The sequence below is a fragment of the Geodermatophilus bullaregiensis genome, assembly GCF_016907675.1.
Taxonomy (GTDB): Bacteria; Actinomycetota; Actinomycetes; order Mycobacteriales; family Geodermatophilaceae; genus Geodermatophilus; species Geodermatophilus bullaregiensis.
Genome location: NZ_JAFBCJ010000001.1, coordinates 1,378,896 through 1,403,270, shown reverse-complemented (window position 1 = coordinate 1,403,270; position 24,375 = coordinate 1,378,896). Strand labels below are relative to the sequence as shown.

Below are 24,375 nucleotides of genomic sequence, written 5' to 3'. Positions count from 1 at the left end.
CGGGCGCGGCTGTCAGCTCGACCGGGCGTCCCCGCTGCCGACGGCGTAGGACAGCAGGACGTTGTCCGAGCCGGGACGCCGGGACGCCTCGCGCAGCCGCAGGTGCGCCGGGACGCCGTCCGGGAAGGCGCGCAGGCCCGCGCCGAGGACGACGGGGCCCACCAGGAGGAACAGCTCGTCGACCAGGCCGGCGGCGAGCAGGTCGCCCCACAGCGTCCGGCTGCCGAAGACGAGCACGTCCCCGCCGGCCCCGGCGCGCAGCGCGGCCACAGCGGCGTGCGCGTCGGCCCGGCGGACGATCGTCGTGGTGTCCGCCCAGGGCCCGGTGTCGGCCGGGGTCAGGGAGTCGGAGACGACCACCTTCGGCAGCGCGGCGTTGCGCTGCCCGGTCTCGCGGTGCAGGTCGGCGGCCGACGGGTCGAGCGCCACCGCGGGGGACACCGTCGGGTCCGCGGCGACGGCCGGCCACCAGCCGACCATCTGGCGGTAGGTGGTGGCGCCCATCAGCAGGGTGCCCGCGGCACGCAGCCGCTCCAGGTTCAGGGCGTCGAAGGAGGCGTCCAGGGGCAGGCTGGAGATGTCGCCGCCGGGGCCGGCGACGTACCCGTCCAGGGACACGAGGGTGCTGACGACGACTGCGCTCACGGTGTGCTCCTCGGGGATCGGTGGGGTCCGTCACCCGTACAGAGACACGCGGGAGCGCCGACTCATCGGTCGCGGGCGGACCCCGTCCCGAACCGCTCGTGCAGGGCGGGGTCGACGAAGCCCGCGATCCAGGCGACGCGTCCGTCGCGCAGGCCCAGGACGTTCACCGAACCGGGACGCCAGGCCCCGTCGGCGAACTGCTCGCAGAGCAGCCCGACCGAGGCGTTGACCGGCGCCGGTGTCAGCCGCCAGGGCGTGGCGAACACCCGCTCGGCGAGGAACCGGCCGACGTCGGCCCGGCCGGAGAACCACGCCGGCAGCGGCGGCATCGTGAACCGGACGTCCTCGGTGAGCAGGTCCACGAGGGCGGGGACGTCGGCGCGCTCCCACGCGGCGACGAACCGGTCCACCAGCGCAGCCGTGCCGGCGTCCCCGAGCCGGGCCAGCTCGGCCTGTTGGCTGACCGGCGGGACCCGCTCGCCCACACCGGCCCGGGCCCGCTGCAGGGCGCTGTTGACCGAGGCGGGCGTGGTGTCGAGCAGGTCCGCGGCCTCGGCCGCGCTGTACCCGAGCACCTCGCGCAGCAGCAGGACCGCGCGCTGGGTGGCCGGCAGGTGCTGCAGGGCGGCGACGTAGGCCAGCTCCACGCTCTCGCGGCGCAGGTAGGCGGTGGCCGGGTCCCCGTCGTCGACGAGGTCACCGGGCAGCGGTTCCAGCCAGACCGGCCCGGGGACCGGCTCGCCGAGGTCGGCGACGTCCGACCGGGGCGGTCCGGCGTCCGGGGACAGCAGGCGGGGCCGGCGGCGGGCCTGGCGGAGGCAGACGGAGGTGGTCACCCGGTACAGCCAGGTGCGCAGCGAGCTGCGGCCCTCGAACCCGGGCAGGCCGCGCCAGGCGGCCAGCAGCGCCTCCTGGACGGCGTCCTCGGCGTCCTGGGGCGAGCCGAGCACCCGGTAGCAGTGCGCGGTCAGCTCCCGGCGGTGCCGGCCGACCAGGCGGGCGAACGCCGCCTCGTCCCCGCGGCGGGCCGCGGCGAGGTCCGGGTCGTCGTCCACGGTCACACCGGCTCCGCGTGCTGCCGGATCCACGCGTGCATGGCGATGCCCGCGGCCACGCCGGCGTTGATCGAGCGGGTGGAGCCGTACTGCGCGATCGACAGCACGTCGTCGGCCAGCGACCGCGCCTGCGCCGACAGGCCGCTGCCCTCCTGGCCGAAGAGCAGCACGCAGCCGCGGGGGAGCACCGCGGTCTCCAGCGGGCGGGCGCCGGGCAGGTTGTCGACGGCCAGCACCGGCAGCCCCGCGGCGCGCGCCCACGCGCCGAGCGCGTCGGCGTCGGGGTGGTGGCGCACGGAGAGGTACCGGTCGGTGACCATCGCGCCGCGGCGGTTCCAGCGCTTGCGGCCGACCACGTGCACCTCGGCGGCGAGGAAGGCGTTGGCGGTGCGCACGACCGTGCCGATGTTCAGGTCGTGCCGCCAGTTCTCGATGGCGACGTGGAAGGCGTGCCGCCGCGGGTCGAGGTCGGCCACGATCGCCTCGACGGTCCAGTAGCGGTACCGGTCGACGACGTTGCGCCGGTCGCCGTGCGTGAGCAGTTCGGGGTCGTACCGGGGGTCCTCGGGCCACGGCCCCACCCACGGGCCCACGCCGACGCCGTCGGGCGGCGCGGGCGGCCTCTCCACCTCCGTCACCCGGCCGACGCTAGCCGCCCACGCCGGTCCGCCGGTTCGGGCCGTGGCGGTCGCGACCGCGTGCGGCGAGCCGGTCGGTGTGGCCGGCCTCGCGGCTGGCGCCCGGTCGCGCCTCCCCGGACCGGCCGGGTCCGTGCGGCACCATGGTCGGCTCCGGTAGGTCACCTGTCGGTGACTGTCAGTGGATGCGAGGTGGGATGACGGTACGGCAGGACGACGAGGTCCCAGGCGTCCCCGGGCCGGCCGCGATCCCGTCGGCCGCCGCCGGACCCCCCGTCGACCAGCTGCCGGACGAGGTCCGCGTGCCACCGGCGGACGACTGGCAGGACTGGCTGCCCGACTGGCTGACCGGACCCCCGGCCGTGGCGGACCGGCCCGGCGCGGCGGGTGCCCCCGAGGGGGACGCCCCCGCGGGCGTCGACGCGCAGGACGCCGACGCGCAGGACGCCGACCCGCAGGACGCCGACCCGGGGGACGACCTCGAGGCGTTCGTGCCGGAGCCGGCCACGCCCGAGGACGGCGATCCGGGCCTCGACACCCTCGCCGACTCCCACCCCGTCGCCGCCGACAGCACGACCGTCGTCGACACCGTGCCGCCGCAGGTCGTCGTCGGCCCGCGGGTGCGGCCCCGGCGCCGCGTGGGGACCGCGGTCGTGGTGGGGCTCCTCGCCGCCGGCGGCATCGCGGGCGCGGTCCTGCTGGCGGGGTCCTCCTCCGGCCCGGTCCCGTCCGCCGCCGTCCAGTCGTCGCCGAGTGCGGTCGCCCCACCGACGCGGACCGTCATCCCGACGCGGCCCTGGGGCATCACCGACGCCGTCCCGGCCGCACCGACGACCAGCGTCCCGGTACCGGCCGTCCCGGCGCAGGAGGCCGACACGGACCCGGCTCCGGTGCCGGTGCGCGTCGCCGGGTCCCGAACCGCACCAGCGGCGACCGTCCCGACCGCGGACGCGTCGCTGCCCGTGGTCGCCCCGCCGCCACCCGGATCGCCGGTCACGGTCCCCGCGGACCAGCCCGCTGGGGAGACCGGACCCGCCGGGGCCGTCGATGGCCCGGTGCCGACAGGCGGGCCCCCGGTTCCGTCCCCACCGCCGGATCCCGACGCGGGGGACCTCGAGGTGGCGGACCCCGAGGTGGCCGACCCCGAGGTCGCCAAGCCCGAAGTGGGGATCCCCGACGTGGCGGACCCCGAGGTCGAGGACCCCGAGGTGGACGGCCCCGTCCAGGAGGACCCGAGCGTGACGGACCCGAGCGTGACGGACCCCGGCGTGACGGACCCCGGCGTGACGGACCCCGACGACCCCTCGACGGACCCGACGGACCAGGCGCCGGACGGGACGGACGGCGACGGGACCGGTCCGGACGCCACCGGGACGCCGGTGCCCACTCCTCCCACCCTCGGGGCACGGGTGCCCTGAGCGAGCGACCTCACCCGCAGCCGAGCCCACGCACCGCCGGCGGGTGGGACGATGGACATGCCATGACTGCCCTGCCCCTCGTCTTCGACGCCCCGCGCCGGGGCAAGCCGCCGCGCCACCTCGCCGACCTCACCCGCGAGGAGGCGCGCGCCGCCGTCGCCGAGCTCGGGCAGCCGGCCTTCCGCGCCGACCAGCTCGCCCGGCACTTCCACCGCGGCGTCACCGACCCGGCGCAGATGACCGACCTGCCCGCCGCGGTCCGCGAGACGCTGACCGAGGCGCTGCTGCCCGGGCTGCTCACCCCCGTCCGGCACCAGTCGGCCGACGGCGGGCGCACCCGCAAGACGCTGTGGCGGCTGCACGACGGCGCGCTGGTCGAGAGCGTGCTCATGCGCTACCCCGACCGGGCCACCGTCTGCATCTCCAGCCAGGCCGGCTGCGGCATGGCGTGCCCGTTCTGCGCCACCGGGCAGCAGGGGCTGACCCGCAACCTGTCGGCCGCGGAGATCACCGGCCAGGCGGTCGCGGCCGCGGCGGCCATGGCGAACGGGGAGATCCCCGGTGGTCCCGGCCGGCTGTCCAACGTCGTGTTCATGGGCATGGGCGAGCCGCTGGCCAACTACCCGCGCGTGCGCCAGACGCTGCGCTCGCTGCTCGGGCAGCCCCCCTACGGCCTGGGCCTCTCGCAGCGCTCGGTCACCGTCTCCACCGTCGGCCTCGTGCCGGCCATCCGCCGGCTCACCGAGGAGGGTCTGGCGGTCACGCTGGCGGTCAGCCTGCACGCCCCCGACGACGAGCTGCGCGACACGCTCGTGCCGATCAACACGCGGTACGCGGTGGGCGAGGTCGTCGACGCCGCCGACGCCTACGCCGCCCGCACCGGCCGCCGCTACTCGGTCGAGTACGCGCTCATCCGCGACGTCAACGACCAGCCGGAGCGCGCCGACCTGCTCGGCCGGCTGCTGGCCGGGAAGCTGGCGCACGTGAACCTCATCCCGCTCAACCCGACGCCGGGCAGTCCGTGGGACGCCAGCCCCCTGCCGGCGCAGCGGGAGTTCGTCGCGCGGCTGCGCGCCGCCGGCGTGCCGACGACGGTCCGCGACACCCGTGGCCAGGACATCGACGGCGCCTGCGGCCAGCTCGCCGCGGCCGACACGGGGCCCCGCCCGGAGGCCCACCCCGAGCGTGCGCGGGACGAGGGGGACGGGGTCCTCCTGGGCGTCCCCGTCGTCGCCACCTCGACGCCGGAGGCGCCCGTGGCGCTCGGCGCCGAGGGCGACGCGTGACGTCCCGGACCGACCGGATCCCCGCCGACGGCGTCCCCGCGGACGACGAGCCGGCCGCCCTGCACGAGCACCACCACGCCGACGTCTCCGGCGGCTGGCTGCGCGCGGCCGTCTTCGGCGCCATGGACGGGCTGGTCACCAACACCGCCCTGGTGGCCGGCGTCGGCGGCGGGGGAGCGGCCCCGCGCACGATCGTGCTCTCCGGCGTCGCCGGCCTGGTCGCCGGCGCGATCTCGATGGCGCTCGGCGAGTACACGTCGGTGAAGACGCAGAACGAGCAGCTCGACCTCGAGGTGGCCAAGGAGCGGCGCGAGCTCGAGCACCACCCCGAGGAGGAGCTGGCCGAGCTGGTCGCGATGCTGCGCGTGCGCGGCGTCGAGGAGGGGCTGGCCCGCGAGGTCGCCGTCCAGCTCTCCCGCGACCCGGAGGTCGCGCTGCGGCTGCACATCGTGGCCGAGCTGGGTCTCAGCCCGGAGGAGAAGCCCTCACCGCGGACGGCGGCGGTGTCGTCGTTCCTGACCTTCTCGCTGGGCGCCGTGCTCCCGCTGCTGCCCTACCTGTTCGGGCTGTCGGTGCTGTGGGTGGCGCTGTTGTGCGGCGGGATCGGCCTGGTGGCGGCCGGCGCGCTGTCGTCGCGCTTCACCGCGCAGCCGTGGTGGTACGCCGGCCTGCGCCAGCTGTTGTTCGGGGCGGTCGCGGCAGGCGCGACCTACGCGATCGGCGCCGCCATCGGGGTCACCGCCGCCTGAGGGATCGGCCCCTGCGGGCCCTGCCTCAGGGGCGCCAGGCGGTCCGCTTGCGGCGGAGGTCCCACAGCAGCAGGACGACCAGGGCCGCGGCCAGGCCGAACAGCCAGAGGTCCTCCATGCGGCCCTCGTGGTTGCCCCACACGTAGGACAGCAGCGACAGCACGCCGAGCCAGCCGGCGACCTGGCCCCACTTGCCGGCGCGGCCGTGCCAGCCCCAGTCCTCGGGGCGCTCGTGCTCGATCGGGTGCTCACCGGCGCGGACCACGGCCTCCTCGCGGCCCGGCTGGTTGACCCGCGTGGTGGCGGGGTTGTCCTGGGCGATCCGGGCGCGGTGCTGCTCGCTCACGCCGTCCATCCTGCCAGCAGGGGCGGCGCCGCACCGGACGAGGCTGCCGGTGCGCTCGTGGCGGAGGGCGGGTTGGCAGGATCGCCCCATGAGCGAGCCGCGCGAGGTGACCGTGCTGGGCTCGACCGGGTCGATCGGCCGGCAGGCGATCGCGGTCGCCGAGCAGAACCCCGACCGGCTGCGGATCACCGCACTGGCCGCCGGCGGCGGGGACGTCGCCCGCCTGGCGGAGCAGGCACTGGCGCTCGGTGTCCGCACGGTGGCCGTCGCCCGCGCGACGGCGGCCCAGGACCTGCAGCTGGCCTTCTACGCCGCGGCCTCGCAGCGCGGCTGGGCGCGGGGCGAGTACGCGCTGCCGGAGATCCTCGCCGGCCCGCGGGCGGCCGAGGAGCTGGCCGTCCGCCCCGCCGACGTCGTCCTCAACGGCATCACCGGCTCCATCGGGCTGGGGCCGACCCTGGCGGCCCTGCAGGCGGGCACCGTGGTGGCGCTGGCCAACAAGGAGTCGCTCGTCGCCGGCGGCGACCTGGTCACCGCCGCGGCCGCGCCCGGTCAGCTCGTGCCGGTGGACTCCGAGCACTCCGCGCTGGCCCAGTGCCTGCGCGGCGGGCACAGGAGCGAGGTGGCCCGGCTGGTGCTCACCGCCAGCGGCGGCCCCTTCCGCGGGCGCCGCGCCGACGAGCTGGCCGACGTCACTCCTCAGCAGGCGCTGGCGCACCCGACCTGGGACATGGGCCCGGTCGTCACCGTCAACTCCGCCACCCTGGTGAACAAGGGCCTGGAGCTGATCGAGGCGCACCTGCTCTTCGACGTGCCCTACGCCGACATCGACGTGGTCGTGCACCCGCAGTCGATCGTGCACTCGATGGTGACCTTCGCCGACGGCGCCACCATCGCCCAGGCCAGCCCGCCGGACATGCGGCTGCCCATCGCGCTGGCGCTGGCCTGGCCCGACCGGCTGCCGCAGGTGCAGGCGGCGCTGGACTGGTCGGCGGCGAGCACCTGGGAGTTCGCGCCGCTGGACGAGCAGGCGTTCCCGGCGGTCCGGCTCGCCCGGGCGGCCGGGGAGTCCGGCGGCGTCGTCCCGGCGCTGTACAACGCGGCCAACGAGGAGGCGGTCGCGGCGTTCCTGGCGGGTCGGCTGCGTTTCCCGGACGTCGTGGGTCTCGTCGCGCGTACGCTCGACGACGCGCCGGACCTCGGCGCCCCCACCTGCGTGGACGACGTGCTGGCCGCTGAGCGCTGGGCCCGGCAGCACGCCCGCGCCGCCCTCGCCGGAGGCCAGAGCTGAGCACCCTCCTGACGGTCCTCGGGATCGCCGCCTTCTTCGTCGGGCTGCTGGCCTCGATCGCCTTCCACGAGGCCGGGCACTTCTGGTGGGCGCGGAAGTTCGGCATGCGGGTGCCGCAGTTCATGGTCGGCTTCGGGCCCACGCTGTTCTCCCGGCGCCGCGGCGAGACCGAGTACGGCGTCAAGGCCATCCCGCTCGGCGGCTACATCCGCATCGTCGGCATGATCCCCCCGGCCGAGGAGAACGAGAGCACGCGCGCCACCCGCATGCGCCGGTTCATCGCCGAGGTGCGCGGCCAGGCCCTCGACGACGTGCTGCCCACCGACGGCGACCGGGTGTTCTACAGGAAGCCCTGGTGGCAGCGGGTCGTGGTCATGTTCGCGGGGCCGTTCCACAACCTCGTGCTCGCGGTGCTGTTCTTCACCATCACGCTCACGGCCATCGGCACCAACGTCATCACCACCCAGCTCGACACCGTGCCGGCCTGCGTCGTCCCCGCCGGCGCGGAGAGCATCGCCGTCGCCGACGAGCAGGACCGCGACGTGTGCGGCATCCCGATCGTCACCAGCGGCGCCGACGCCGGTCAGGTCTGCGAGGAGGGCACCCCCGGGTGCGCGCGGCCGGCGCCCAGCCCCGCCGCGCGGGCCGGCCTGCAGCCCGGCGACACGATCGTGGCGATCGACGGGCAGCAGGTCGACCCCACCGCCTACGACAGCTGGACGGCGGTGCAGCAGGCCATCCGCGGGTCCGCGGGCGAGCCCCTGGCGCTGACCGTCGAGCGCGACGGCGACCGCCGGGAGCTCACCGTCACCCCGATCGAGAACGTCGTCGCCGACGACGACGGCGAGGGCACCGTGACCGCCGGCTACCTCGGCGTCAGCCCCGTGTTCGGTTTCGCCCGCCAGTCGGCCTCGGACCTGCCCGGCTACTTCGGGATGGTCGTGTCGCAGTCGGTGCAGCGGCTGATCGAGATCCCCGAGCGGGTCCCGCAGCTGTTCCGCGCGGCCTTCCTCGGCGAGGAGCGCGACGTCAACGGCCCGATCGGCGTCGTCGGGGTGGGGCGGATCTCCGGTGAGGTGTTCGCCATCCAGGAGTTCAGCGGCGCGGAGAAGCTCAGCTTCTTCCTCAGCCTGCTGGCCAGCGTCAACCTGGTGCTGTTCCTGTTCAACCTCGTGCCCATCTACCCGCTCGACGGCGGGCACGTGGCCGGGGCCCTGTACGAGAAGGCCCGCTCGGTGGTCGCCCGCTGGCGCGGCCGCCCCGACCCCGGCCCGTTCGACATCGCCCGGCTGATGCCGGTCGCCTACCTGGTGGCGGGGCTGTTCATCGCCCTGTCCGGGCTGCTGCTGATCGCCGACGTGGTCAACCCGATCACACTGCAGTAGGCATCCGCGGCGCTCGCGGCACCGACCTGCCCGGACGCGGATACTGGTGGTCATGGCCATCCCCGTCGGTCTCGGCATGCCCGCGGCACCCCCGCCCGTCCTGGCCCCGCGCCGGAAGACCCGTCAGCTCGACGTCGGCGGGGTCGGGGTCGGCAGCGACCACCCCGTGAGCGTGCAGTCGATGACCACGACCAAGACCGCCGACATCAACGCGACGCTGCAGCAGATCGCCGAGCTGACCGCGTCGGGCTGCCAGATCGTGCGCGTGGCGGTCCCGGACACCGACGACGCCGAGGCGCTGCCGGTCATCGCCAGGAAGTCGCAGATCCCGGTCATCGCCGACATCCACTTCCAGCCGCGGTACGTGTTCGCGGCCATCGACGCCGGCTGCGCCGCCGTCCGGGTCAACCCCGGCAACATCAAGAAGTTCGACGACAAGGTCGGCGAGATCGCCCGGGCGGCCACGGGCGCCGGCATCCCGATCCGCATCGGCGTCAACGCCGGTTCCCTCGACAAGCGGCTGCTGGCCAAGTACGGCAGGGCCACGCCCGAGGCGCTGGTCGAGTCGGCACTGTGGGAGTGCTCGCTGTTCGAGGAGCACGACTTCCGCGACATCAAGATCTCGGTCAAGCACAACGACCCGGTGGTCATGGTCCGCGCCTACGAGCTGCTCGCCGCGCGGTGCGACTACCCGCTGCACCTCGGCGTCACCGAGGCCGGCCCGGCGTTCCAGGGCACGATCAAGTCCGCCGTGGCCTTCGGCGCGCTGCTCTCCCAGGGCATCGGCGACACGATCCGCGTCTCGCTGTCGGCCCCGCCGGCCGAGGAGGTCAAGGTCGGCAACCAGATCCTCGAGTCGCTGAACCTCAGGCAGCGCGGCCTGGAGATCGTCAGCTGCCCCTCGTGCGGCCGGGCGCAGGTCGACGTCTACAAGCTCGCCGACGAGGTCACCGCCGGGCTCGACGGGCTCGAGGTGCCGCTGCGCGTGGCCGTCATGGGCTGCGTCGTCAACGGCCCCGGCGAGGCCCGCGAGGCCGACCTGGGCGTGGCCTCCGGCAACGGCAAGGGCCAGATCTTCGTCAAGGGCCAGGTCGTCAAGACCGTGCCCGAGTCGCAGATCGTCGAGACGCTCATCGAGGAGGCCATGCGACTGGCCGGCGAGCAGACCGACGACGGCGTCCCGTCCGGCCCACCCGTCGTCAGCGTCGGCTGACTCCGCACCTGCCCGCGCTCCCGTGCTCCGCTCGCCGACCGCCCGCGTCCTCGACGAGACCGACGAGCCGGCCGTCCGCCGGCTCCTGGCCGCCGACCCGGTCGGGGCCTGCGTCCTCGCCGGCCGGGTGGAGGTCACGGGCACCGCGCCGGCCGCGCTCGGCGCGCCGCTGTGGGGCATCGGCACCGGCCGCGACCTCGACGCGGTCTGCCTGGCCGGCGCCAACCTGATCCCGTTCGCCGTCCCCGGCGCCGAGCGGGCCGCGGCCACGGCCTTCGCCGAGCGCGCCCGCCGCGCCGGCCGGCGGTGCTCGACGATCGTCGGGCCGGCCGCCGCCGTCGACCCGCTGTGGGAGCTGCTCGAGCCCTCCTGGGGCCCGGCCCGCGACCACCGGCCGCGCCAGCCGCTCCTGGCGATCGAGGGACCGCCCGCCGTGGCGCCCGAGCCACGGGTGCGCCCGGTGCGCCCGGCCGAGGTCGACGTCCTCCTGCCGGCGGCCGTGGCGATGTTCACCGAGGAGGTCGGCGTCAGCCCGCTGCGGCTCGACGGCGGCGCCGGCTACCGGGCCCGGGTCGAGGACCTCGTCCGCGCCGGCCAGTCACTGGCCTGGATCGAGCGCGGCGAGGTGCTGTTCAAGGCCGAGATCGGCGCGGTGTCGCGCGCGGCCTGCCAGGTGCAGGGCGTGTGGGTGGCCCCCGCCTGGCGCGGCCGCGGCCTGGGCGCCGCGGGCATGGCCGCCGTCGTCGAGTACGCGCGGACGGCCATCGCGCCCGTCGTCAGCCTCTACGTCAACGACTACAACGCCCCCGCCCGCGCCGTCTACCGCCGGGTCGGCTTCCGCGAGGTCGGCTGCTACGCCAGCGTCCTCTTCTAGGAGGACCCCGCTGCCCCCCACGCCTCGCTGGCGCTAGGCGCGGCCCTGCAGAGGGGCCGCTTGCCCGGGATCGTCCCCCCGGTCTGACAGGGTGGGCAGCCGTGGGAGCACGACGCACGGCGGTCCTCGGTTCGGTCCTGACCCTCCTCGCCGCACCGGCGCTGGCGGCCTGCTCGGGCAGCTCCGAGGACGACGTCCGCGCCGCCGCCCGGGCGTTCCTCGACGACTGGACCGCCGGCGACGCCGACGCCGCCGCGGCGGCCACCACCAACCCCGACGCGGCCCGAGCGCTGCTCCGGCAGACCGCCACCGACCTGCCCGGGGCCGCGCTCACCGCCGAGCTCGGCGACGTCACCGTCGACGACGGCACCGCCACCGCCGGCTGGAGCGCCACCTGGGACCTCGCCGCCGCCCCCGACTGGACCTACGACGCCACCCTGGAGCTGCAGGAGGGCGAGGAGGGCTGGCAGGTCGTCGCCGAGCCGGCCGTCGTCCACCCGGAGCTGGGGGAGGGACAGCGCCTGCAGCTGACCCGCGCGCTGCCCGAGCGCGCCGCCGTCACCGACGCCGCCGGTGCCCCGCTGTTCGCCCCGACCGAGGTGGTCAACGTCGGCGTCGACACCGCCCAGGTCACCGACCTGCCCGCGCTGGCCACGGCGCTCTCGGCGGCCACCGGCGTGGCGGCCGAGGAGATCACCGCCGACGTCCAGGCCGCCCCGCCCGGCCAGTTCGTCCCGGTCATCACCCTGCGCCGTCCGGACTTCGAGGCCATCCGCGCGCAGGTGTTCGACCTGCCCGGCGCGGTCTTCCCCACCGAGACGCGGCTCCTCGCGCCCTCGGCCCGGTTCGCCTCCGCGCTGCTCGGCCGGGTCGGCTCGGCCACCGCCGAGGTCATCGAGGAGACCACCGACGACGGCGTGGCCGCCTACGCCGCCGGCGACCAGCTCGGCCTGTCCGGCCTGCAGCGGGCGCTGCAGGAGCAGCTGACCGGCACGCCGGGGTTCACCGTGTCGGTGGTGAGCACCGACGAGACCACGGGCGACGCCGGCCGGCAGGTCGCCGCCGTCGAGCCGGTGCCGGGCGAGCCGGTGCGGACGCCGCTGGTCCGCCCGCTGCAGGAGGCCGCCGACGCCGCCGTCGCCACCCAGCCGCTGGCCACCCACCTCGTCGTCGTCCGGCCGGGCACCGGGGAGGTCCTGGCCGTCTCCTCCAACGAGGCCGCGGCCGCCGGCAACGCCCTCACCGGCCAGTTCCCGCCCGGCTCGAGCATGAAGGCGATCACCGCCACGGCGCTGCTGTCGGCCGGCACGCTGACCCCCGCCACCCCGGTGGCCTGCCCGGGGACGACGGTCGTCGACGGCCGCGAGTTCGAGAACCAGGACCAGTTCGACCTCGGCACCGTGCCCTTCACCGAGGCCTTCGCGCAGTCGTGCAACACCACCTTCATCGAGGCCGGCCTCCAGCTGCCCGACGACGCCCTGGCCGCCGCGGCCGCCTCCTACGGCGTGGGCACCGACTGGCAGCTGCCGGTCGACGTCTTCTCCGGCAGCGTCCCGGCCGACTCCGCCGGCACCACCAAGGCCGCCGACGCCATCGGCCAGGGCCAGGTCCTCGTGAGCCCGGCGCAGATGGCCCTGGTGGCCGCGGGCATCGCCAGCGGCACCCCGGCCGCGCCGGTCGAGGTGGTCGGCGCCCCGGCGGCGGGCCCCGCACCGGAGGGACCGGGGCAGGCGGTGCTCGACCAGCTGCGCCCGCTGATGCGCCAGGTGGTGCTCACCGGGACGGCGACCGCCCTGGCCGACCGCGGCGAGGTCCACGGCAAGACCGGCACCGCCGAGTTCGGCAGCAACACCCCGCCGGACTCGCACGGGTGGTTCATCGGCTACCAGCTGGCCGGCCCGCAGGGCGACATCGCCTTCGCCGTGCTCGTCGAGGCCGGGCAGTCCAGCAGCGCCGCCGTCGGCGTCACCGACGCCTTCCTCGGCAACCTCGGCTGAGACGGCCCCCTGCGAGGGGGTCCTCCCTCAGGCGTCGGGGAGGCCGGGCAGGGCGGTGGTGACCGGCGTCCGCCCGGCGCCGACGCGCCAGCCCACCGCGCGGGTCTCCGCGGCCTGCAGCTCGAGCACCGCCAGCTGGCGCACCGACGCCTGCTCCGCGGCGTCGAGCAGGGCGACCCACGACGCGCAGACGCCCTCCTCGAGCACCACTCCGAGCGCCGCCGCGTCGACCGCGGACAGCACGGGGAAGGGCAGCGTGTAGCCGGCCTCGGCGGGCACCGGGTCCGCCCCGCGGTCCTCCAGCAGCGCGGCCAGCCGGTCGCGGACGTCGCGGTGGGCCTGCTCGCCCCCGACCGCCGGGGCCCGGCCGGCGGCGGGCAGCGCCGCGCCCACCACGCCGTAGCCCCACACGGCGGCGTGCTCGGCGGCCAGCGCGTCGCGCAGGGCACCGTCCTCCCCGCTCGCGGTGCCGTCCTCAGCCATCCCGGTCCTCCCTCACGCGAGCGCGGCCTCGTGACCGCGCAGCCCGGCCGCGACCGCCCCCAGCAGTGCCGCCCGGGCACCGGAGACGTCGACGCAGGCGCCGGCGTGCGCGGTGGCGGCCGCACCGACCTGCGCGCGCAGCCAGCCCCGCACGTCCCCGCCGGCCGGTGGTGCGGCCGGGGGGCCGGCCGGCGAGGAGGTCGCCGCCCCGGGCGCCGCGGCGCGCAGCCGCTCCAGCTGCGCGCGGGCCTGGTCGGCGAGGACCGCGACCTCGCCCCCGAGGGCCGGGTCGGCCGCGGCCGCGGCGTCGTAGGCGGCCACGGCGGCCTCCTGGACGGCGACCTGCGCGGCCAGCCGGTCCGCCTGCCCGTCGGTCGCCCCGGCCGCCTCCCCGGACCCGCCGGGCGTGCACGCGGCCGCGGCCAGCAGCGCCAGTCCGGCCGTGGCGGTGAGCAGGGTCCGCCGCGGGAAGCCGGGCGGCGGGGGAGGCGGTGCGGGCGGTGCGGACATCGCCGCCATCCTCCCAGGCGCCGTCCCGCCGGGCCCGCAGCGACGGGCACCCGTGCCGTGTCCGTCGCCCCCGCCCGGCGTCCGGGGACCGGAGGCCGGGGGAGCGGTAGCCTGGCCACTCCCCGGGTACGCCGCCGGCCGGTGCCGTGCGACGCGCGCCGCCGGGCGCGGTCCCGGGCGGTGCGGTCCGCCGAGGACGAGCTCCGACCGGTGCAGGAGGGGAGGCAGCCCGTGTCCACGCGACGGCACGACGACCCGGCCGCCACGCGGCTGGCCGGGTGGATCGAGCCGGTGGTCGGTGCCGCCGGCTACGACCTCGAGGAGCTGGTGGTGACCCCCGCCGGCCGGCGCAGCGTCGTCCGCGTGGTCGTCGACCGCGACCAGGGCGTGAGCCTCGACGACGTCGCCGAGGTCAGCCGCGCGGTCTCGGCGGTGCTGGACGCGAACGACGGCGAGCTCGGCCGCGCGCCCTACGTGCTCGAGGTGACCAGCCCCGGCGTCGACCGGCCGCTCACCGAGCAGCGGCACTGGCGGCGCAACAGCGGACGCATGGTCGCCGTCGCCGTCGGCCCGGCCGGCGCCACCGAGCAGGTGACCGGCCGGATCACCGCCGTCGACGACGCGGGCGTCACCCTCGCCGTCGAGAAGCCGGGCAAGCCGGGCGCCCGCAGGAAGCCGCCCACCCCGCGGCAGGTGCCCTGGGCCGAGCTCGGCGCCGGGCGGGTGCAGGTGGAGTTCGCCCGCCCCGGCCACGACGAGGACGCGCACGACGCCACGGACGACGGTGCGGACGCCGACACGGACGACGAGGGCGACGACGAGGGCGACGACGGAGGAGGACAGTGAACATCGACGTGACCGCCCTCAAGGCGGTCGAGCGGGAGAAGGGCATCCCCGCCGACACGGTCATCGAGGCCATCGAGACGGCGCTGGTGACCGCCTACCGGCACGCCGACGGCGCCGCCAAGCACGTGCGGGTGCACGTCGACCGCAAGTCCGGCGAGGTGGCCGTGCTCGCCCAGGAGCTCGGCACCGACGGCGAGGTCGTGCGCGAGTGGGACGACACCCCCTCGGACTTCGGCCGGATCGCGGCCAGCACCGCCAAGCAGGTCATCGTGCAGCGCCTGCGCGACGCCGAGCACGAGCAGACCTTCGGCGAGTACGCCGGCAAGGAGGGCGACATCGTCAGCGGCGTCGTCCAGGCCGACGCCCGCCGCAACGCGCAGGGCTCGGTGCTGGTCGACATCGGCAAGGTCGAGGCCGTGCTGCCCGCCGCCGAGCAGGTGCCCGGCGAGAAGTACCCGCACGGCAGCCGGCTGCGCGCCTACGTGGTGTCGGTGGCCCGCACGTACCGCGGCCCGCAGGTGACCGTCTCGCGCACCCACCCGAACCTGGTGCGCAAGCTGTTCGCCCTCGAGGTCCCCGAGATCGCCGACGGCAGCGTCGAGATCGTCGCCGTCGCCCGGGAGGCCGGGCACCGCTCGAAGATCGCCGTCCGCACCTCGGTGCCCGGGCTCAACGCGAAGGGCTCCTGCATCGGCCCGATGGGCCAGCGGGTGCGCAACGTCATGAGCGAGCTGCACGGCGAGAAGATCGACATCGTCGACTGGTCGGACGACCCCGCGACCTTCGTGGCCTCCGCGCTGAGCCCGGCACGGGTGAACAGCGCGGTGCTGGTCGACCCCAAGGCCAAGGCGGTGCGCGTCGTGGTGCCCGACTACCAGCTGTCGCTGGCGATCGGCAAGGAGGGGCAGAACGCCCGCCTGGCCGCGCGGCTGACCGGGTGCCGCATCGACATCCGCAGCGACGCCCAGCCCGACGACGCCATCCCCTCGCCCGGGGTGGGCCGACCGCCGCTGCGCTCGGGGCCGCCGCCGGTGCGCGCCGGGGCCCCGGGGGGTCGCCCGTCCCCCGGTGGGGGTGCCCTCCGCCCCGGTCAGCGGCGCCCGGAACAACGAGGTCCCGCAGCGCGCTAGGATGACGGGTGGCCGAAACGTCTGTCCCGGTGCGCACGTGTGTGGGCTGCCGGGAACGCGCTCCGGTCACCGACCTGCTGCGTGTCGTCCTCCGGGCCGGGGCCCTCGTGCCCGACCCGCGGCGGCGGCTCCCCGGACGGGGTGCCTCGCTGCACCCCACCCCGGAGTGCCTGCGTGCAGCGGAGCGACGCCGGGCCTTCCCCCGGGCGCTGCGCCTCCCCGGCGGCAGCAGCGCCCCGGTGGAGGCAGGTCCGCTCCGGGCTCACGTCCTCGGCGCCACGGCGCCCGGGGAGGCGCCGCCCGGGCGGGCGAACGCACACGAACGACAGACCGCAGTTCCCCCGACGGACCGGCAACCGGCCGGTCCGCACGTCGAGAGCAGGACGTCGTCGGATGAGTCAGCCGTGAAGTCCCCACGATGACAAGCCAGACCATGCACCACTGACGACGAGGTCGCGCGGGCGAGCCGCCGGCCTCACCAGAGGAGATCCGTGCCAGGCAAAGCCCGCGTCCACGAACTCGCCAAGGAGTTCGGGGTCGACAGCAAGACCGTGCTCGCCAAGCTCAAGGAGCAGGGCGAGTTCGTGAAGTCCGCCTCCTCGACCGTCGAGGCCCCCGTGGCCCGGCGGCTCCGGGAGGCCCTCGGCGCTGCCACAGGCGGCAGCAGCAACGGCGGCAACGGCGGCGGGGCCCCCGCGGCCCGTCCCGGTCCCGGCCCTCGTCCGGCTCCGCAGCCGGTGGCCAGTGCCCCCCAGGCCCCGGCGGCCAGTGCCCCGCAGGCCCCGGCGGCCAGTGCTCCGGCGGCTCCGGCGGCTCCGGCGGCGCCCGCTCCTGCGGGCGTCACCCCCGGCCCGCGTCCGGGCGCCCCGCGTCCCGGCGTGCCGGGCCCGCGTCCGGTCACGCCCGCTCCCCAGGCGCCCGCCGCGAGTGCCCCGGTGCAGCAGCCCCCGGTGCAGCAGCCCCCGGTGCAGCAGCCCCCGGCTCAGCAGCCTCCGGCTCAGCAGCCTCCGGTGCAGGGCTCACGCCCGGTCGCGCCGGGCGCTCCGCGTCCGGGTGCTCCGGCCCCGGGCCCGCGTCAGGCAGGTGGCCCCGTCCCCGGTGCCGCCCGTCCGGGCGCCGGCCGTCCCGCCGGTCCCGGCGCCCCGGGCGCCGGTCCGCGGCCCGGTCCCCGTCCGGCTCCGCGGCCGGGCAACAACCCCTTCAGCAGCGCCCCGCGTCCGGCGGCCGCGTCCGGCGGCCCGCGTCCGGGTCCGGCGGCCGGTGGCCCGCGTCCGGGTCCTGCGGCCGGTGGACCGCGCCCCGGCCCGGGTGCCGGTGGGCCGCGTCCCGCTCCGGGTGCCGGTGGCCCGCGTCCCGGTGGCCCGCGTCCCGCGGCCGGTCCGGGTGGTCCCCGGCCGAACCCGGGCATGATGCCGCCCCGGCCCTCGCCGGGCATGATGCCGCCGCGTCCGGCCGGTGCCGGCCGTCCCGGTGGTGGCCCCGGTGGTCCCGGTGGCCGTGGCCGTCCGGGTGGTCCCGGTGGCGGTGGCGGCTTCCGTCCCGGTGGCGGCGGAGCTCCCGGCGCTGGCGGCGGCGGTGGCGGCGGCGGCGGTGCTCCCGCCGGCGGGTTCCGTGGCGGCGGTGGCCGCGGTCGTGGCCGCGGTGGCTCCGGTGCGGGCACCGCGGGTGCCTTCGGCCGTCCGGGCGGGCGTGGCCCGGTCCGCGGGCGCAAGAGCAAGAAGCAGCGGCGTCAGGAGTTCGACCAGATGGCGGCGCCCAGCATGGGCGGCGTCTCCCTGCCCCGCGGCAACGGGCAGACCGTCCGTCTGCCCCGCGGCGCGTCGCTGACCGACCTGGCCGAGCGCATCAACGCCCAGCCGGCGGCGCTGGTGACCGCCCTGTTCCACCTGGGCGAGATGGTCACGGCGACGCAGTCGGTCAACGAGGAGACGCTGCAGCTGCTCGGTGCCGAGATCGGCTGGGACATCCAGGTCGTCAGCCCCGAGGACGAGGACCGCGAGCTCCTCGAGACCTTCGACCTCACCTTCGGCGACGAGGGCGACGCGGAGGACTGGGTGGCCCGTCCGCCGGTCGTCACCGTCATGGGTCACGTCGACCACGGCAAGACCAAGCTGCTCGACGCCATCCGCAACACCAACGTGGTGGCGCGGGAGGCCGGCGGCATCACCCAGCACATCGGCGCCTACCAGGTCGCCAGCGAGCTGGAGGGCGAGGACCGGCCCATCACCTTCATCGACACCCCGGGTCACGAGTCGTTCACCGCGATGCGTGCCCGTGGCGCGAAGGTGACCGACATCGTCGTCCTGGTCGTGGCCGCCGACGACGGCGTCATGCCGCAGACGGTCGAGGCGCTCAACCACGCCCAGGCCGCCGGCGTGCCGATCGTGGTCGCGGTCAACAAGGTGGACAAGGAGGGGGCCAACCCCGCCAAGATCCGCCAGCAGCTCACCGAGTACGGCCTGGTGGCCGAGGAGTACGGCGGCGACACGATGTTCGTCGACGTCTCCGCGACCACCCGGCAGGGCCTCGACGACCTGCTCGCGGCGATCCTGCTGACCGCCGACGCCTCGCTGGACCTGCGGGCCAACGCCGAGCAGGACCCGCAGGGCGTGGTCATCGAGGGCAAGCTGGACAAGGGCCGCGGCCCCGTCGCCACGGTGCTGGTCCAGCGCGGCACGCTGCGCGTCGGCGACTCGATCGTCGCCGGCGACGCCTACGGCCGCGTCCGGTCGCTGCTCGACGAGTACGGCACCAAGCTCAAGGAGGCCAGCCCCGCCCGCCCCGTGCAGGTGGTCGGCCTCACCTCGGTGCCGCGTGCCGGTGACACCTTCCTCGTCGTCGAGGAGGACCGCGTCGCCCGGCAGATCGCCGACCGACGGCAGGCCCGCATCCGCAACGCGCAGAACGCCTCCATGCGCAAGCGGATCAGCCTCGAGGACCTCGACGCCGCGCTCAAGGAGAACCGCCAGCTCAACCTGATCATCAAGGGCGACAACTCGGGCACCGTGGAGGCGCTCGAGGAGGCCCTGATGAAGATCGAGGTGAGCGACGACGTCTCGCTGCGGGTCATCCACCGCGGCGTCGGCTCGATCACCAAGAGCGACATCGACCTGGCGCTGGCCGACGACGTCATCGTCCTCGGCTTCAACGTCCGGGCCGAGGGTCAGGCCACGGAGCTGGCCAACCGCGAGGGCATCGACGTCCGGTACTACTCGGTCATCTACCAGGCGATCGACGAGATCGAGGCGGCCCTCAAGGGCATGCTCAAGCCCGAGTACGAGGAGGTCCAGCTCGGCACGGCGGAGGTCCGCGAGGTCTTCCGGGTGCCGCGCATCGGCAACGTCGCGGGCTCGCTGGTCCGCAGCGGGACCATCGTCCGCAACTCCAAGGCCCGGCTGCTGCGTGACGGGGTGGTCGTCGCCGACAACCTCACCGTCGAGTCGCTGCGCCGGTTCAAGGACGACGCGACCGAGGTCCGGGAGGGCTACGAGTGCGGTATCGGTCTGGGGTCGTTCAACGACATCAAGATCGATGACGTGATCGAGACCTTCGAGGTCCGCGAGAAGCCGCGCGACTGAGGAAGGACCCCCTTGCCCCCCACCCCTCGCGAGCTCGGGGCGGGGCCCTGCAAGGGGGCCACGGTCGGACCGGTTCGGCAGTAGGGAGGCGGTGAGCGTGTTCACGGGCACGCTCACCGCCGACCTGCTGCTGGGCGACGTCCACTCGCTCAAGGGCAAGCGCGCCGTCGTCCGGCCGATCGTGGCCGAGTTGCGGCGCCGCTTCGCCGTGGCCGCAGCCGAGGTGGGCGACCTCGACCTGCACCGTCGCGTGCAGGTCGGGGTCGCCGCCGTCGCCGGGGACGCCGGTCAGGTGACCGACGTCCTCGACGCCTGCGAGCGGTTGCTGGCCGAGCGGCCCGAGGTGACGCTTCTGTCGACGCACCGGCAGCTGTTCAGCGACACCGACTGACGAAGGACCCCCTCCTCCCCACCCCTCGCACGCTCGGGGCGGGACCCGGGAGGGGGCCGGACCTCGGGCTGCGTGCCGATTGTCCACCGGCGTCCTCGTGACGCCCCGACCCACGGAGGTCCGCCGTGGCCGACCCCGCCCGCGCCCGCAAGCTCGCGGTGCGCATCCGCCAGATCGTCTCCTCCGCCATCGAGTCCCAGATCAAGGACCCGCGGCTGGGCATGGTCACCGTGACCGACGCGCGCGTCACCAGCGACCTGCGCGAGGCCACCGTCTTCTACACCGTGTACGGCGACCCGACGCAGGTCGAGGACTCCGCCCGGGCGCTGGCCAGCGCCACCGGCGTCCTCCGCTCCACGGTCGGCCGCCAGACCGGCATCAAGTTCGTGCCGACGCTCACCTTCGTCGCCGACCACGTGCCCGACACCGCCCGCGAGCTCGACGAGGCGCTCGAGCGCGTCCGCTCCGCCGACGCCGAACTCGCCCGGCTGCGCGAGCACGCGACCTACGCCGGGGACGCCGACCCGTACCGTCATCCGGCGGACGACGAGACCGACCTCGACGAGGCCGACCTCGACGCCACCTCCGCCGCCGACCGCAGGAGCGCCTCGTGAGCGAGAACGACCCCGACCCGTACCTCCCGGCCGAGGGCCAGGGCCGCTCAGAGCTCGGTGGGCGCGCGGAGCCGAACGCCGGTGACCCCACCGAGGGCGGCCGCGAGGGCCAGATCGGCGAGGTGCCCAGCATCGCCGAGGACGAGCCCGACGACGGCGGTCCGCCGCTGCCGCCCGGTGGCGGCCTGGTCACCGAGGACCGCAACGCACCCCCGGTGGCCGATCCCGGCCCCGACGCCTGACCCGGTGACCGTCGTGTCACCGGGGTGGCCGGTGACCCCGGCCGCCGGTGCGGCCCGGACGCCGGCCGCGGTGCTGGCCGCGGCCGCCGACGCCCGGGCCACCGTCGTGCTGTCCGGGCACGTCCAGCCCGACGCCGACGCCCTCGGCAGCACGCTCGCCCTGGCCGAGGGCCTGCGCCGCCGCGGCGCGCGGGTGCTGGCCACCTTCCCCGGCCCGCCCGCCCTGCCGGCCTCACTCGGCTGGCTGCCGGGCGCGGAGGGGCTGGTCCCGTCCACCGCCGTCCCCGGCTGCCCGGACGTGTTCGTCAGCCTGGACGCCGCCTCGCCGGGCCGGCTGGGGGAGCTCGCGGCGCTGCTCGCGGACGCCGGTACGTCGCTCGTCGTCGACCACCACGCCAGCAACCCGGGGTTCGGGGACGTGCGCCTGGTCGACCCGGCCGCTCCCGCCACCGTCGTCCTGGTGGCCGGCCTGCTCGACGAGCTGGGGGTCGCCCTCGACGCCGAGCTGGCCACGCTCCTGTACGCGGGCCTGACGGCCGACACCGGCTCCTTCCGCTTCGGCAGCACCCGGCCCGACACCCACCTGCTGGCCGCCCGGCTGCTGGCGACCGGCATCGACCACGCCGCGATCAGCCGGCGGCTCTTCGACACCGCGCCCTTCGGCTGGCTGCGGCTGCTCTCGGCGGTGACCGGCCGCGCGGTGCTCGAGCCAGCCGTCGGGGCCGGCCTGGTGTGGACCTGGTCGAGCACCGCGGAGGCCGCCGAGCACGGCCTGCCGGGCGAGCAGCTCGAGGCGCTGGTCGACGTCGTCCGCACCACCGCCGAGGCCGACGTCGCCTGCGTGCTCAAGGGCCAGGACGACGGCAGCTGGTCGGTGTCCCTGCGCTCCCGCGGGGCCACCGACGTCGCCCGGGTGGCGATGACCCTGGGCGGCGGCGGACACCGCGCGGCCGCCGGCTTCACCTCGTGGCTCGACCGCGAGGGCACCCTCGCGCAGGTCCGCGAGCAGCTGTGCTCTCTGTCGGCCTCCGGCCTCCCACCGCGTCCAGGTGCCGTCCCCGACGGGCGCTGAGCCGGACCCGGCCGCCGCGCCGGGGAGCCTCCGGCCCCCGCACCGCGACGACCGCGTCCAGGTGCCGTCCCCGACGGGCGCTGAGCCGGACCCGGCCGCCGCGCCGGGGAGCCTCCGGCCCCCGCACCGCGACGACCGCGTCCAGGTGCCGTCCCCGACGGGCGCTGAGCCGGACCCGGCCGCCGCGCCGGGGAGCCTCCGGCCCCCGCACCGCGACGACCGCGCGCCCGCGCGGCGGCCCGGTGTCCTCGCGCTGGCGCTGCCGGCGCTGTTCGTGCTGGCCGCCGAGCCGCTGTACCTGCTCGTCGACACCGCCGTCGTCGGCAACCTGGGCACGGTGCCGCTCGGCGGACTGGCCGTCGGCGGTGGGCTGCTGGCCTGGGCCGCCGCGCTGCTCAACTTCCTCGCCTACGGCACCACCGCCCGTGCCGCCCGCCGGGCCGGCGCCGGTGACCGCGCCGGCGCCGTCGCCGAGGGCGTGCAGGCCACCTGGCTGGCGCTGCTGCTCGGCGCTGCGGTCGTGCTGCTCTTCCAGGTGCTCGCCGGCCCGCTGACCCGCGCGCTGGCCGGGGGGCCGGGCGAGGTGGCCGCGGCCGGCGAGCAGTGGCTGCGGGTGGCCGGGTGCGGCGCTCCGCTGCTGCTGGTCGCCCTGGCGGGGAACGGCTGGCTGCGCGGTGTGCAGGACCTGCGCCGGCCGGTGCGGTTCGTGCTGGCCGGGAGCCTGCTGAGCCTGGTGCTCTGTCCCCCGCTGGTGCACCCGGCCGGTCTCGGCCTGGTGGGCTCCGCGGTGGCCAACCTCGCCGGGCAGTCGCTCACCGCGGCGCTGTTCCTGCGAGCCCTGCTGCGCGAGGGCGCCGACTGGCGGTTCCGCCCCGCGGCCGTCCGGGCGCAGCTCGTGCTCGGCCGAGACCTGCTGCTGCGCGCCACCGTCCTGCAACTGGCCTTCCTCGTCGCCGCCGGCGTCGCCGCGCGCACCGGGCAGGCGGCCCTGGGCGCCCACCAGATCGCGCTGCAGCTGTTCCTCTTCCTGGCACTGGTGCTCGACGCCTACGCCATCGCCGCCCAGACGCTGGTCGGCCACGCCCTCGGCGCCGGCCGGCCCGCGGAGGCCCGCGCCACCGCCCGGCGGGTCACCGTCTGGGGCCTGGGCACCGGCCTGCTGGTCGCCGTGCTGCTGCTGGCCGGCCGCGACCTGCTCGTGCCGCTGTTCACCGGCGACCCCGCCGTCCGCGCCCAGGCCGAGCTGGTCTGGTGGTTCCTCGCCGGCTTCCAGCCCCTGGCCGGGGTGGTCTTCGCCCTCGACGGCGTCCTCATGGGCGCCGGCGACGTGGGCTACCTGCGCACCGTGACCGTCGGCGCCGCCCTGGCCGGCTTCCTCCCGCTGTCGCTGCTGTCGGGCCCGCTCGGCTGGGGCCTGGCCGGCGTCTGGACGGGGCTGACGCTGTTCATCGCGCTGCGGCTGGTCGCCGTCCTCGTCCGGGTGGCAGGGGACCGGTGGCTCGCGGCACCTGCGACGGTGGGCGCATGAGCCGACGCCGAGCCGCCGACGCCGACGTGACCCCGGGCGTCCTGCTGGTCGACAAGCCCGGCGGCACGACCTCGCACGACGTCGTCGCCCGGGCCCGGCGGGTGCTCTCGGTCCGCCGGGTGGGACACGCCGGCACCCTCGACCCGATGGCCACCGGGCTGCTGGTCCTCGGCGTCGGCGCGGCCACCCGCCTGCTCGGTCACCTCGGCGGCACCGACAAGGTCTACGAAGCCACCGTCCGGCTCGGGCAGACGACGGTCACCGACGACCGCGAGGGCGAGGTCCTCACCACGACGTCGGCCGCGCACCTCGACGACGACGCCGTCCGGGCCGCCCTGGCCGGCCAGACCGGACCGCTGCAGCAGGTGCCCTCCGCCGTGAGCGCCGTCAAGGTCGACGGCCGCCGCTCCTACGACCGCGTGCGCGCCGGGGAGGAGGTCGTCCTCGAGCCCCGCTCGGTCACCGTGCACCGCATCGACGTGCACCGCCTGACCCGGCCCACCCCCGACCTCGTGGACGTCGAGGTCACCGTCGCGTGCACCGCCGGCACCTACGTGCGCGCGATCGCCCGCGACGCCGGGGCCGCGCTCGGCGTCGGCGGCCACCTCACCGCCCTGCGCCGCACCGCCTCGGGCCCGTTCACCACCGCGCAGGCCGCACCGGTCGAGGCGGCGGCCGCCGCGCTGGCGGCCGGCGGCGGCCCCGGCGTACTGGCACTGACCGACGCCGCCACGGCGGTCTTCCCCGAGCGGCGGCTCACGGCCGAGGAGGCGACGGCGCTCGGGTACGGCCAGCGGGTGGCGGCCACGGGCCGGCCCGGGCTCACCGCCGCCGTCGACCCCGGCGGCCGGCTGGTGGCGCTGGTCGAGGACGCCGGGTCCACCACCCGCGTGGCCGTCGGCTTCCCACCGGTCTGACAGCGGTGTGCGCGTTGGTTGCCAGGTGCTGGCCCGGGCTCGCACGCCGGCGGGCGCTGGTGCCGGTCGGCTGACCACGGTGGGCGGCGTGACCTGCAGCGATGTGCGCCCATGGCTCATCTCGGTCTCCCGGACGAGCCCTCAGCGCACAGCACCGCCGGCGTCGG

At 76.5% G+C, this 24,375-nt stretch carries 24 protein-coding genes and 1 pseudogene; 19 read left to right on the top strand and 6 right to left on the bottom strand.

What is annotated here, in order from left to right; genetic code table 11:
* Nucleotides 1–12: 12 nt before the first annotated feature.
* The 3 genes from JOD57_RS06485 to JOD57_RS25220 form a co-directional block, all read right to left on the bottom strand.
* Nucleotides 13–645: a dihydrofolate reductase family protein gene (locus tag JOD57_RS06485; RefSeq protein WP_204691137.1), complete on the bottom strand. Its 633-nt coding sequence runs from the start codon at nt 643–645 to the stop codon at nt 13–15.
* 62 nt (nt 646–707) lie between these two features.
* Nucleotides 708–1,706, bottom strand: coding sequence for an RNA polymerase subunit sigma-70 (locus JOD57_RS06480; protein WP_204691136.1), 999 nt, complete (start codon nt 1,704–1,706; stop codon nt 708–710).
* A complete protein-coding gene (locus JOD57_RS25220) occupies nt 1,703–2,338 on the bottom strand; it encodes a TrmH family RNA methyltransferase (RefSeq protein ID WP_204691135.1) in 636 nt (211 codons plus the stop codon). The genes JOD57_RS06480 and JOD57_RS25220 overlap by 4 nt, the downstream gene beginning before the upstream one ends.
* A gap of 197 nt (nt 2,339–2,535) precedes the next feature.
* Here JOD57_RS25220 and JOD57_RS06470 point away from each other — a divergent pair, with 197 nt between their 5' ends.
* The 3 genes from JOD57_RS06470 to JOD57_RS06460 all read left to right on the top strand — a co-directional run bounded on the left by JOD57_RS06470 (nt 2,536) and on the right by JOD57_RS06460 (nt 5,791).
* Nucleotides 2,536–3,756 carry a hypothetical protein gene (locus tag JOD57_RS06470; protein WP_204691134.1) on the top strand — a complete coding sequence of 407 codons (1,221 nt, stop codon included), beginning with the start codon at nt 2,536–2,538 and terminating at the stop codon, nt 3,754–3,756.
* Nucleotides 3,757–3,818: 62 nt separating this feature from the next.
* Nucleotides 3,819–5,042: a dual-specificity RNA methyltransferase RlmN gene (gene rlmN, locus JOD57_RS06465; RefSeq protein WP_204691133.1), complete on the top strand. Its 1,224-nt coding sequence runs from the start codon at nt 3,819–3,821 to the stop codon at nt 5,040–5,042.
* Entirely contained in the window at nt 5,039–5,791 is a 753-nt protein-coding gene (locus JOD57_RS06460) for a VIT1/CCC1 transporter family protein (RefSeq protein ID WP_307824512.1), read from the top strand. Before rlmN ends, JOD57_RS06460 begins: the two co-directional genes overlap by 4 nt.
* A gap of 25 nt (nt 5,792–5,816) precedes the next feature.
* Here JOD57_RS06460 and JOD57_RS06455 read toward each other — a convergent pair whose 3' ends face one another.
* On the bottom strand, nt 5,817–6,137 hold the full coding sequence (locus tag JOD57_RS06455; RefSeq protein WP_307824511.1) for a DUF2631 domain-containing protein: 321 nt from the start codon (nt 6,135–6,137) through the stop codon (nt 5,817–5,819).
* An 88-nt stretch (nt 6,138–6,225) separates the two neighbouring features.
* Between JOD57_RS06455 and dxr the strand changes: the two genes are divergently transcribed.
* The 5 genes from dxr (at nt 6,226) to JOD57_RS06430 (ending at nt 12,897) form a co-directional block, all read left to right on the top strand.
* Nucleotides 6,226–7,428, top strand: coding sequence for a 1-deoxy-D-xylulose-5-phosphate reductoisomerase (dxr, locus tag JOD57_RS06450; protein ID WP_204691131.1), 1,203 nt, complete (start codon nt 6,226–6,228; stop codon nt 7,426–7,428).
* Nucleotides 7,380–8,813 (top strand): M50 family metallopeptidase, encoded by a 1,434-nt coding sequence (locus JOD57_RS06445; protein ID WP_307824939.1) that lies wholly within the window; start codon nt 7,380–7,382, stop codon nt 8,811–8,813. Before dxr ends, JOD57_RS06445 begins: the two co-directional genes overlap by 49 nt.
* Before the next feature lie 52 nt (nt 8,814–8,865).
* Nucleotides 8,866–10,026: a flavodoxin-dependent (E)-4-hydroxy-3-methylbut-2-enyl-diphosphate synthase gene (gene ispG / locus JOD57_RS06440; protein WP_204691130.1), complete on the top strand. Its 1,161-nt coding sequence runs from the start codon at nt 8,866–8,868 to the stop codon at nt 10,024–10,026.
* Nucleotides 10,027–10,048: 22 nt separating this feature from the next.
* A complete protein-coding gene (locus JOD57_RS06435; RefSeq protein ID WP_204691129.1) occupies nt 10,049–10,900 on the top strand; it encodes a GNAT family N-acetyltransferase in 852 nt (283 codons plus the stop codon).
* A gap of 101 nt (nt 10,901–11,001) precedes the next feature.
* Nucleotides 11,002–12,897, top strand: coding sequence for a penicillin-binding transpeptidase domain-containing protein (locus JOD57_RS06430; RefSeq protein WP_204691128.1), 1,896 nt, complete (start codon nt 11,002–11,004; stop codon nt 12,895–12,897).
* A 27-nt stretch (nt 12,898–12,924) separates the two neighbouring features.
* Here JOD57_RS06430 and JOD57_RS06425 read toward each other — a convergent pair whose 3' ends face one another.
* Together JOD57_RS06425 and JOD57_RS06420 are read right to left on the bottom strand one after the other, a co-directional pair.
* A complete protein-coding gene (locus JOD57_RS06425; RefSeq protein WP_204691127.1) occupies nt 12,925–13,380 on the bottom strand; it encodes a ferritin-like domain-containing protein in 456 nt (151 codons plus the stop codon).
* 12 nt (nt 13,381–13,392) lie between these two features.
* A complete protein-coding gene (locus tag JOD57_RS06420) occupies nt 13,393–13,890 on the bottom strand; it encodes a hypothetical protein (protein WP_204691126.1) in 498 nt (165 codons plus the stop codon).
* Nucleotides 13,891–14,121: 231 nt separating this feature from the next.
* Here JOD57_RS06420 and rimP point away from each other — a divergent pair, with 231 nt between their 5' ends.
* From rimP to truB, 11 genes and pseudogenes are all read left to right on the top strand, one after another.
* A complete protein-coding gene (rimP, locus tag JOD57_RS06415; RefSeq protein ID WP_204691125.1) occupies nt 14,122–14,736 on the top strand; it encodes a ribosome maturation factor RimP in 615 nt (204 codons plus the stop codon).
* Complete coding sequence (nusA, locus tag JOD57_RS06410) at nt 14,733–15,866, top strand: transcription termination factor NusA (protein ID WP_204691124.1); 1,134 nt, start codon at nt 14,733–14,735, stop codon at nt 15,864–15,866. Before rimP ends, nusA begins: the two co-directional genes overlap by 4 nt.
* 8 nt (nt 15,867–15,874) lie before the next feature.
* Complete coding sequence (locus tag JOD57_RS06405; RefSeq protein WP_307824510.1) at nt 15,875–16,288, top strand: YlxR family protein; 414 nt, start codon at nt 15,875–15,877, stop codon at nt 16,286–16,288.
* A 69-nt stretch (nt 16,289–16,357) separates the two neighbouring features.
* Nucleotides 16,358–16,501: pseudogene (locus JOD57_RS26165) on the top strand (translation initiation factor IF-2 N-terminal domain-containing protein); the annotation flags it as partial.
* 1,110 nt (nt 16,502–17,611) lie between these two features.
* Nucleotides 17,612–19,444 carry a translation initiation factor IF-2 gene (gene infB, locus JOD57_RS25205; RefSeq protein WP_239570142.1) on the top strand — a complete coding sequence of 611 codons (1,833 nt, stop codon included), beginning with the start codon at nt 17,612–17,614 and terminating at the stop codon, nt 19,442–19,444.
* Nucleotides 19,445–19,535: 91 nt separating this feature from the next.
* Nucleotides 19,536–19,835, top strand: coding sequence for a DUF503 domain-containing protein (locus JOD57_RS06395; RefSeq protein WP_307824509.1), 300 nt, complete (start codon nt 19,536–19,538; stop codon nt 19,833–19,835).
* Nucleotides 19,836–19,960: 125 nt separating this feature from the next.
* A complete protein-coding gene (gene rbfA, locus JOD57_RS06390; RefSeq protein WP_204691122.1) occupies nt 19,961–20,449 on the top strand; it encodes a 30S ribosome-binding factor RbfA in 489 nt (162 codons plus the stop codon).
* Entirely contained in the window at nt 20,446–20,691 is a 246-nt protein-coding gene (locus JOD57_RS06385; RefSeq protein WP_204691121.1) for a hypothetical protein, read from the top strand. The genes rbfA and JOD57_RS06385 overlap by 4 nt, the downstream gene beginning before the upstream one ends.
* A gap of 4 nt (nt 20,692–20,695) precedes the next feature.
* On the top strand, nt 20,696–21,763 hold the full coding sequence (locus JOD57_RS06380; protein WP_204691120.1) for a DHH family phosphoesterase: 1,068 nt from the start codon (nt 20,696–20,698) through the stop codon (nt 21,761–21,763).
* A 145-nt stretch (nt 21,764–21,908) separates the two neighbouring features.
* Nucleotides 21,909–23,291: an MATE family efflux transporter gene (locus JOD57_RS06375; protein ID WP_204691119.1), complete on the top strand. Its 1,383-nt coding sequence runs from the start codon at nt 21,909–21,911 to the stop codon at nt 23,289–23,291.
* Nucleotides 23,288–24,208, top strand: a complete 921-nt coding sequence (truB, locus tag JOD57_RS06370) for a tRNA pseudouridine(55) synthase TruB (protein ID WP_204691118.1) — start codon at nt 23,288–23,290, stop codon at nt 24,206–24,208. Before JOD57_RS06375 ends, truB begins: the two co-directional genes overlap by 4 nt.
* Nucleotides 24,209–24,375 lie beyond the last annotated feature (167 nt).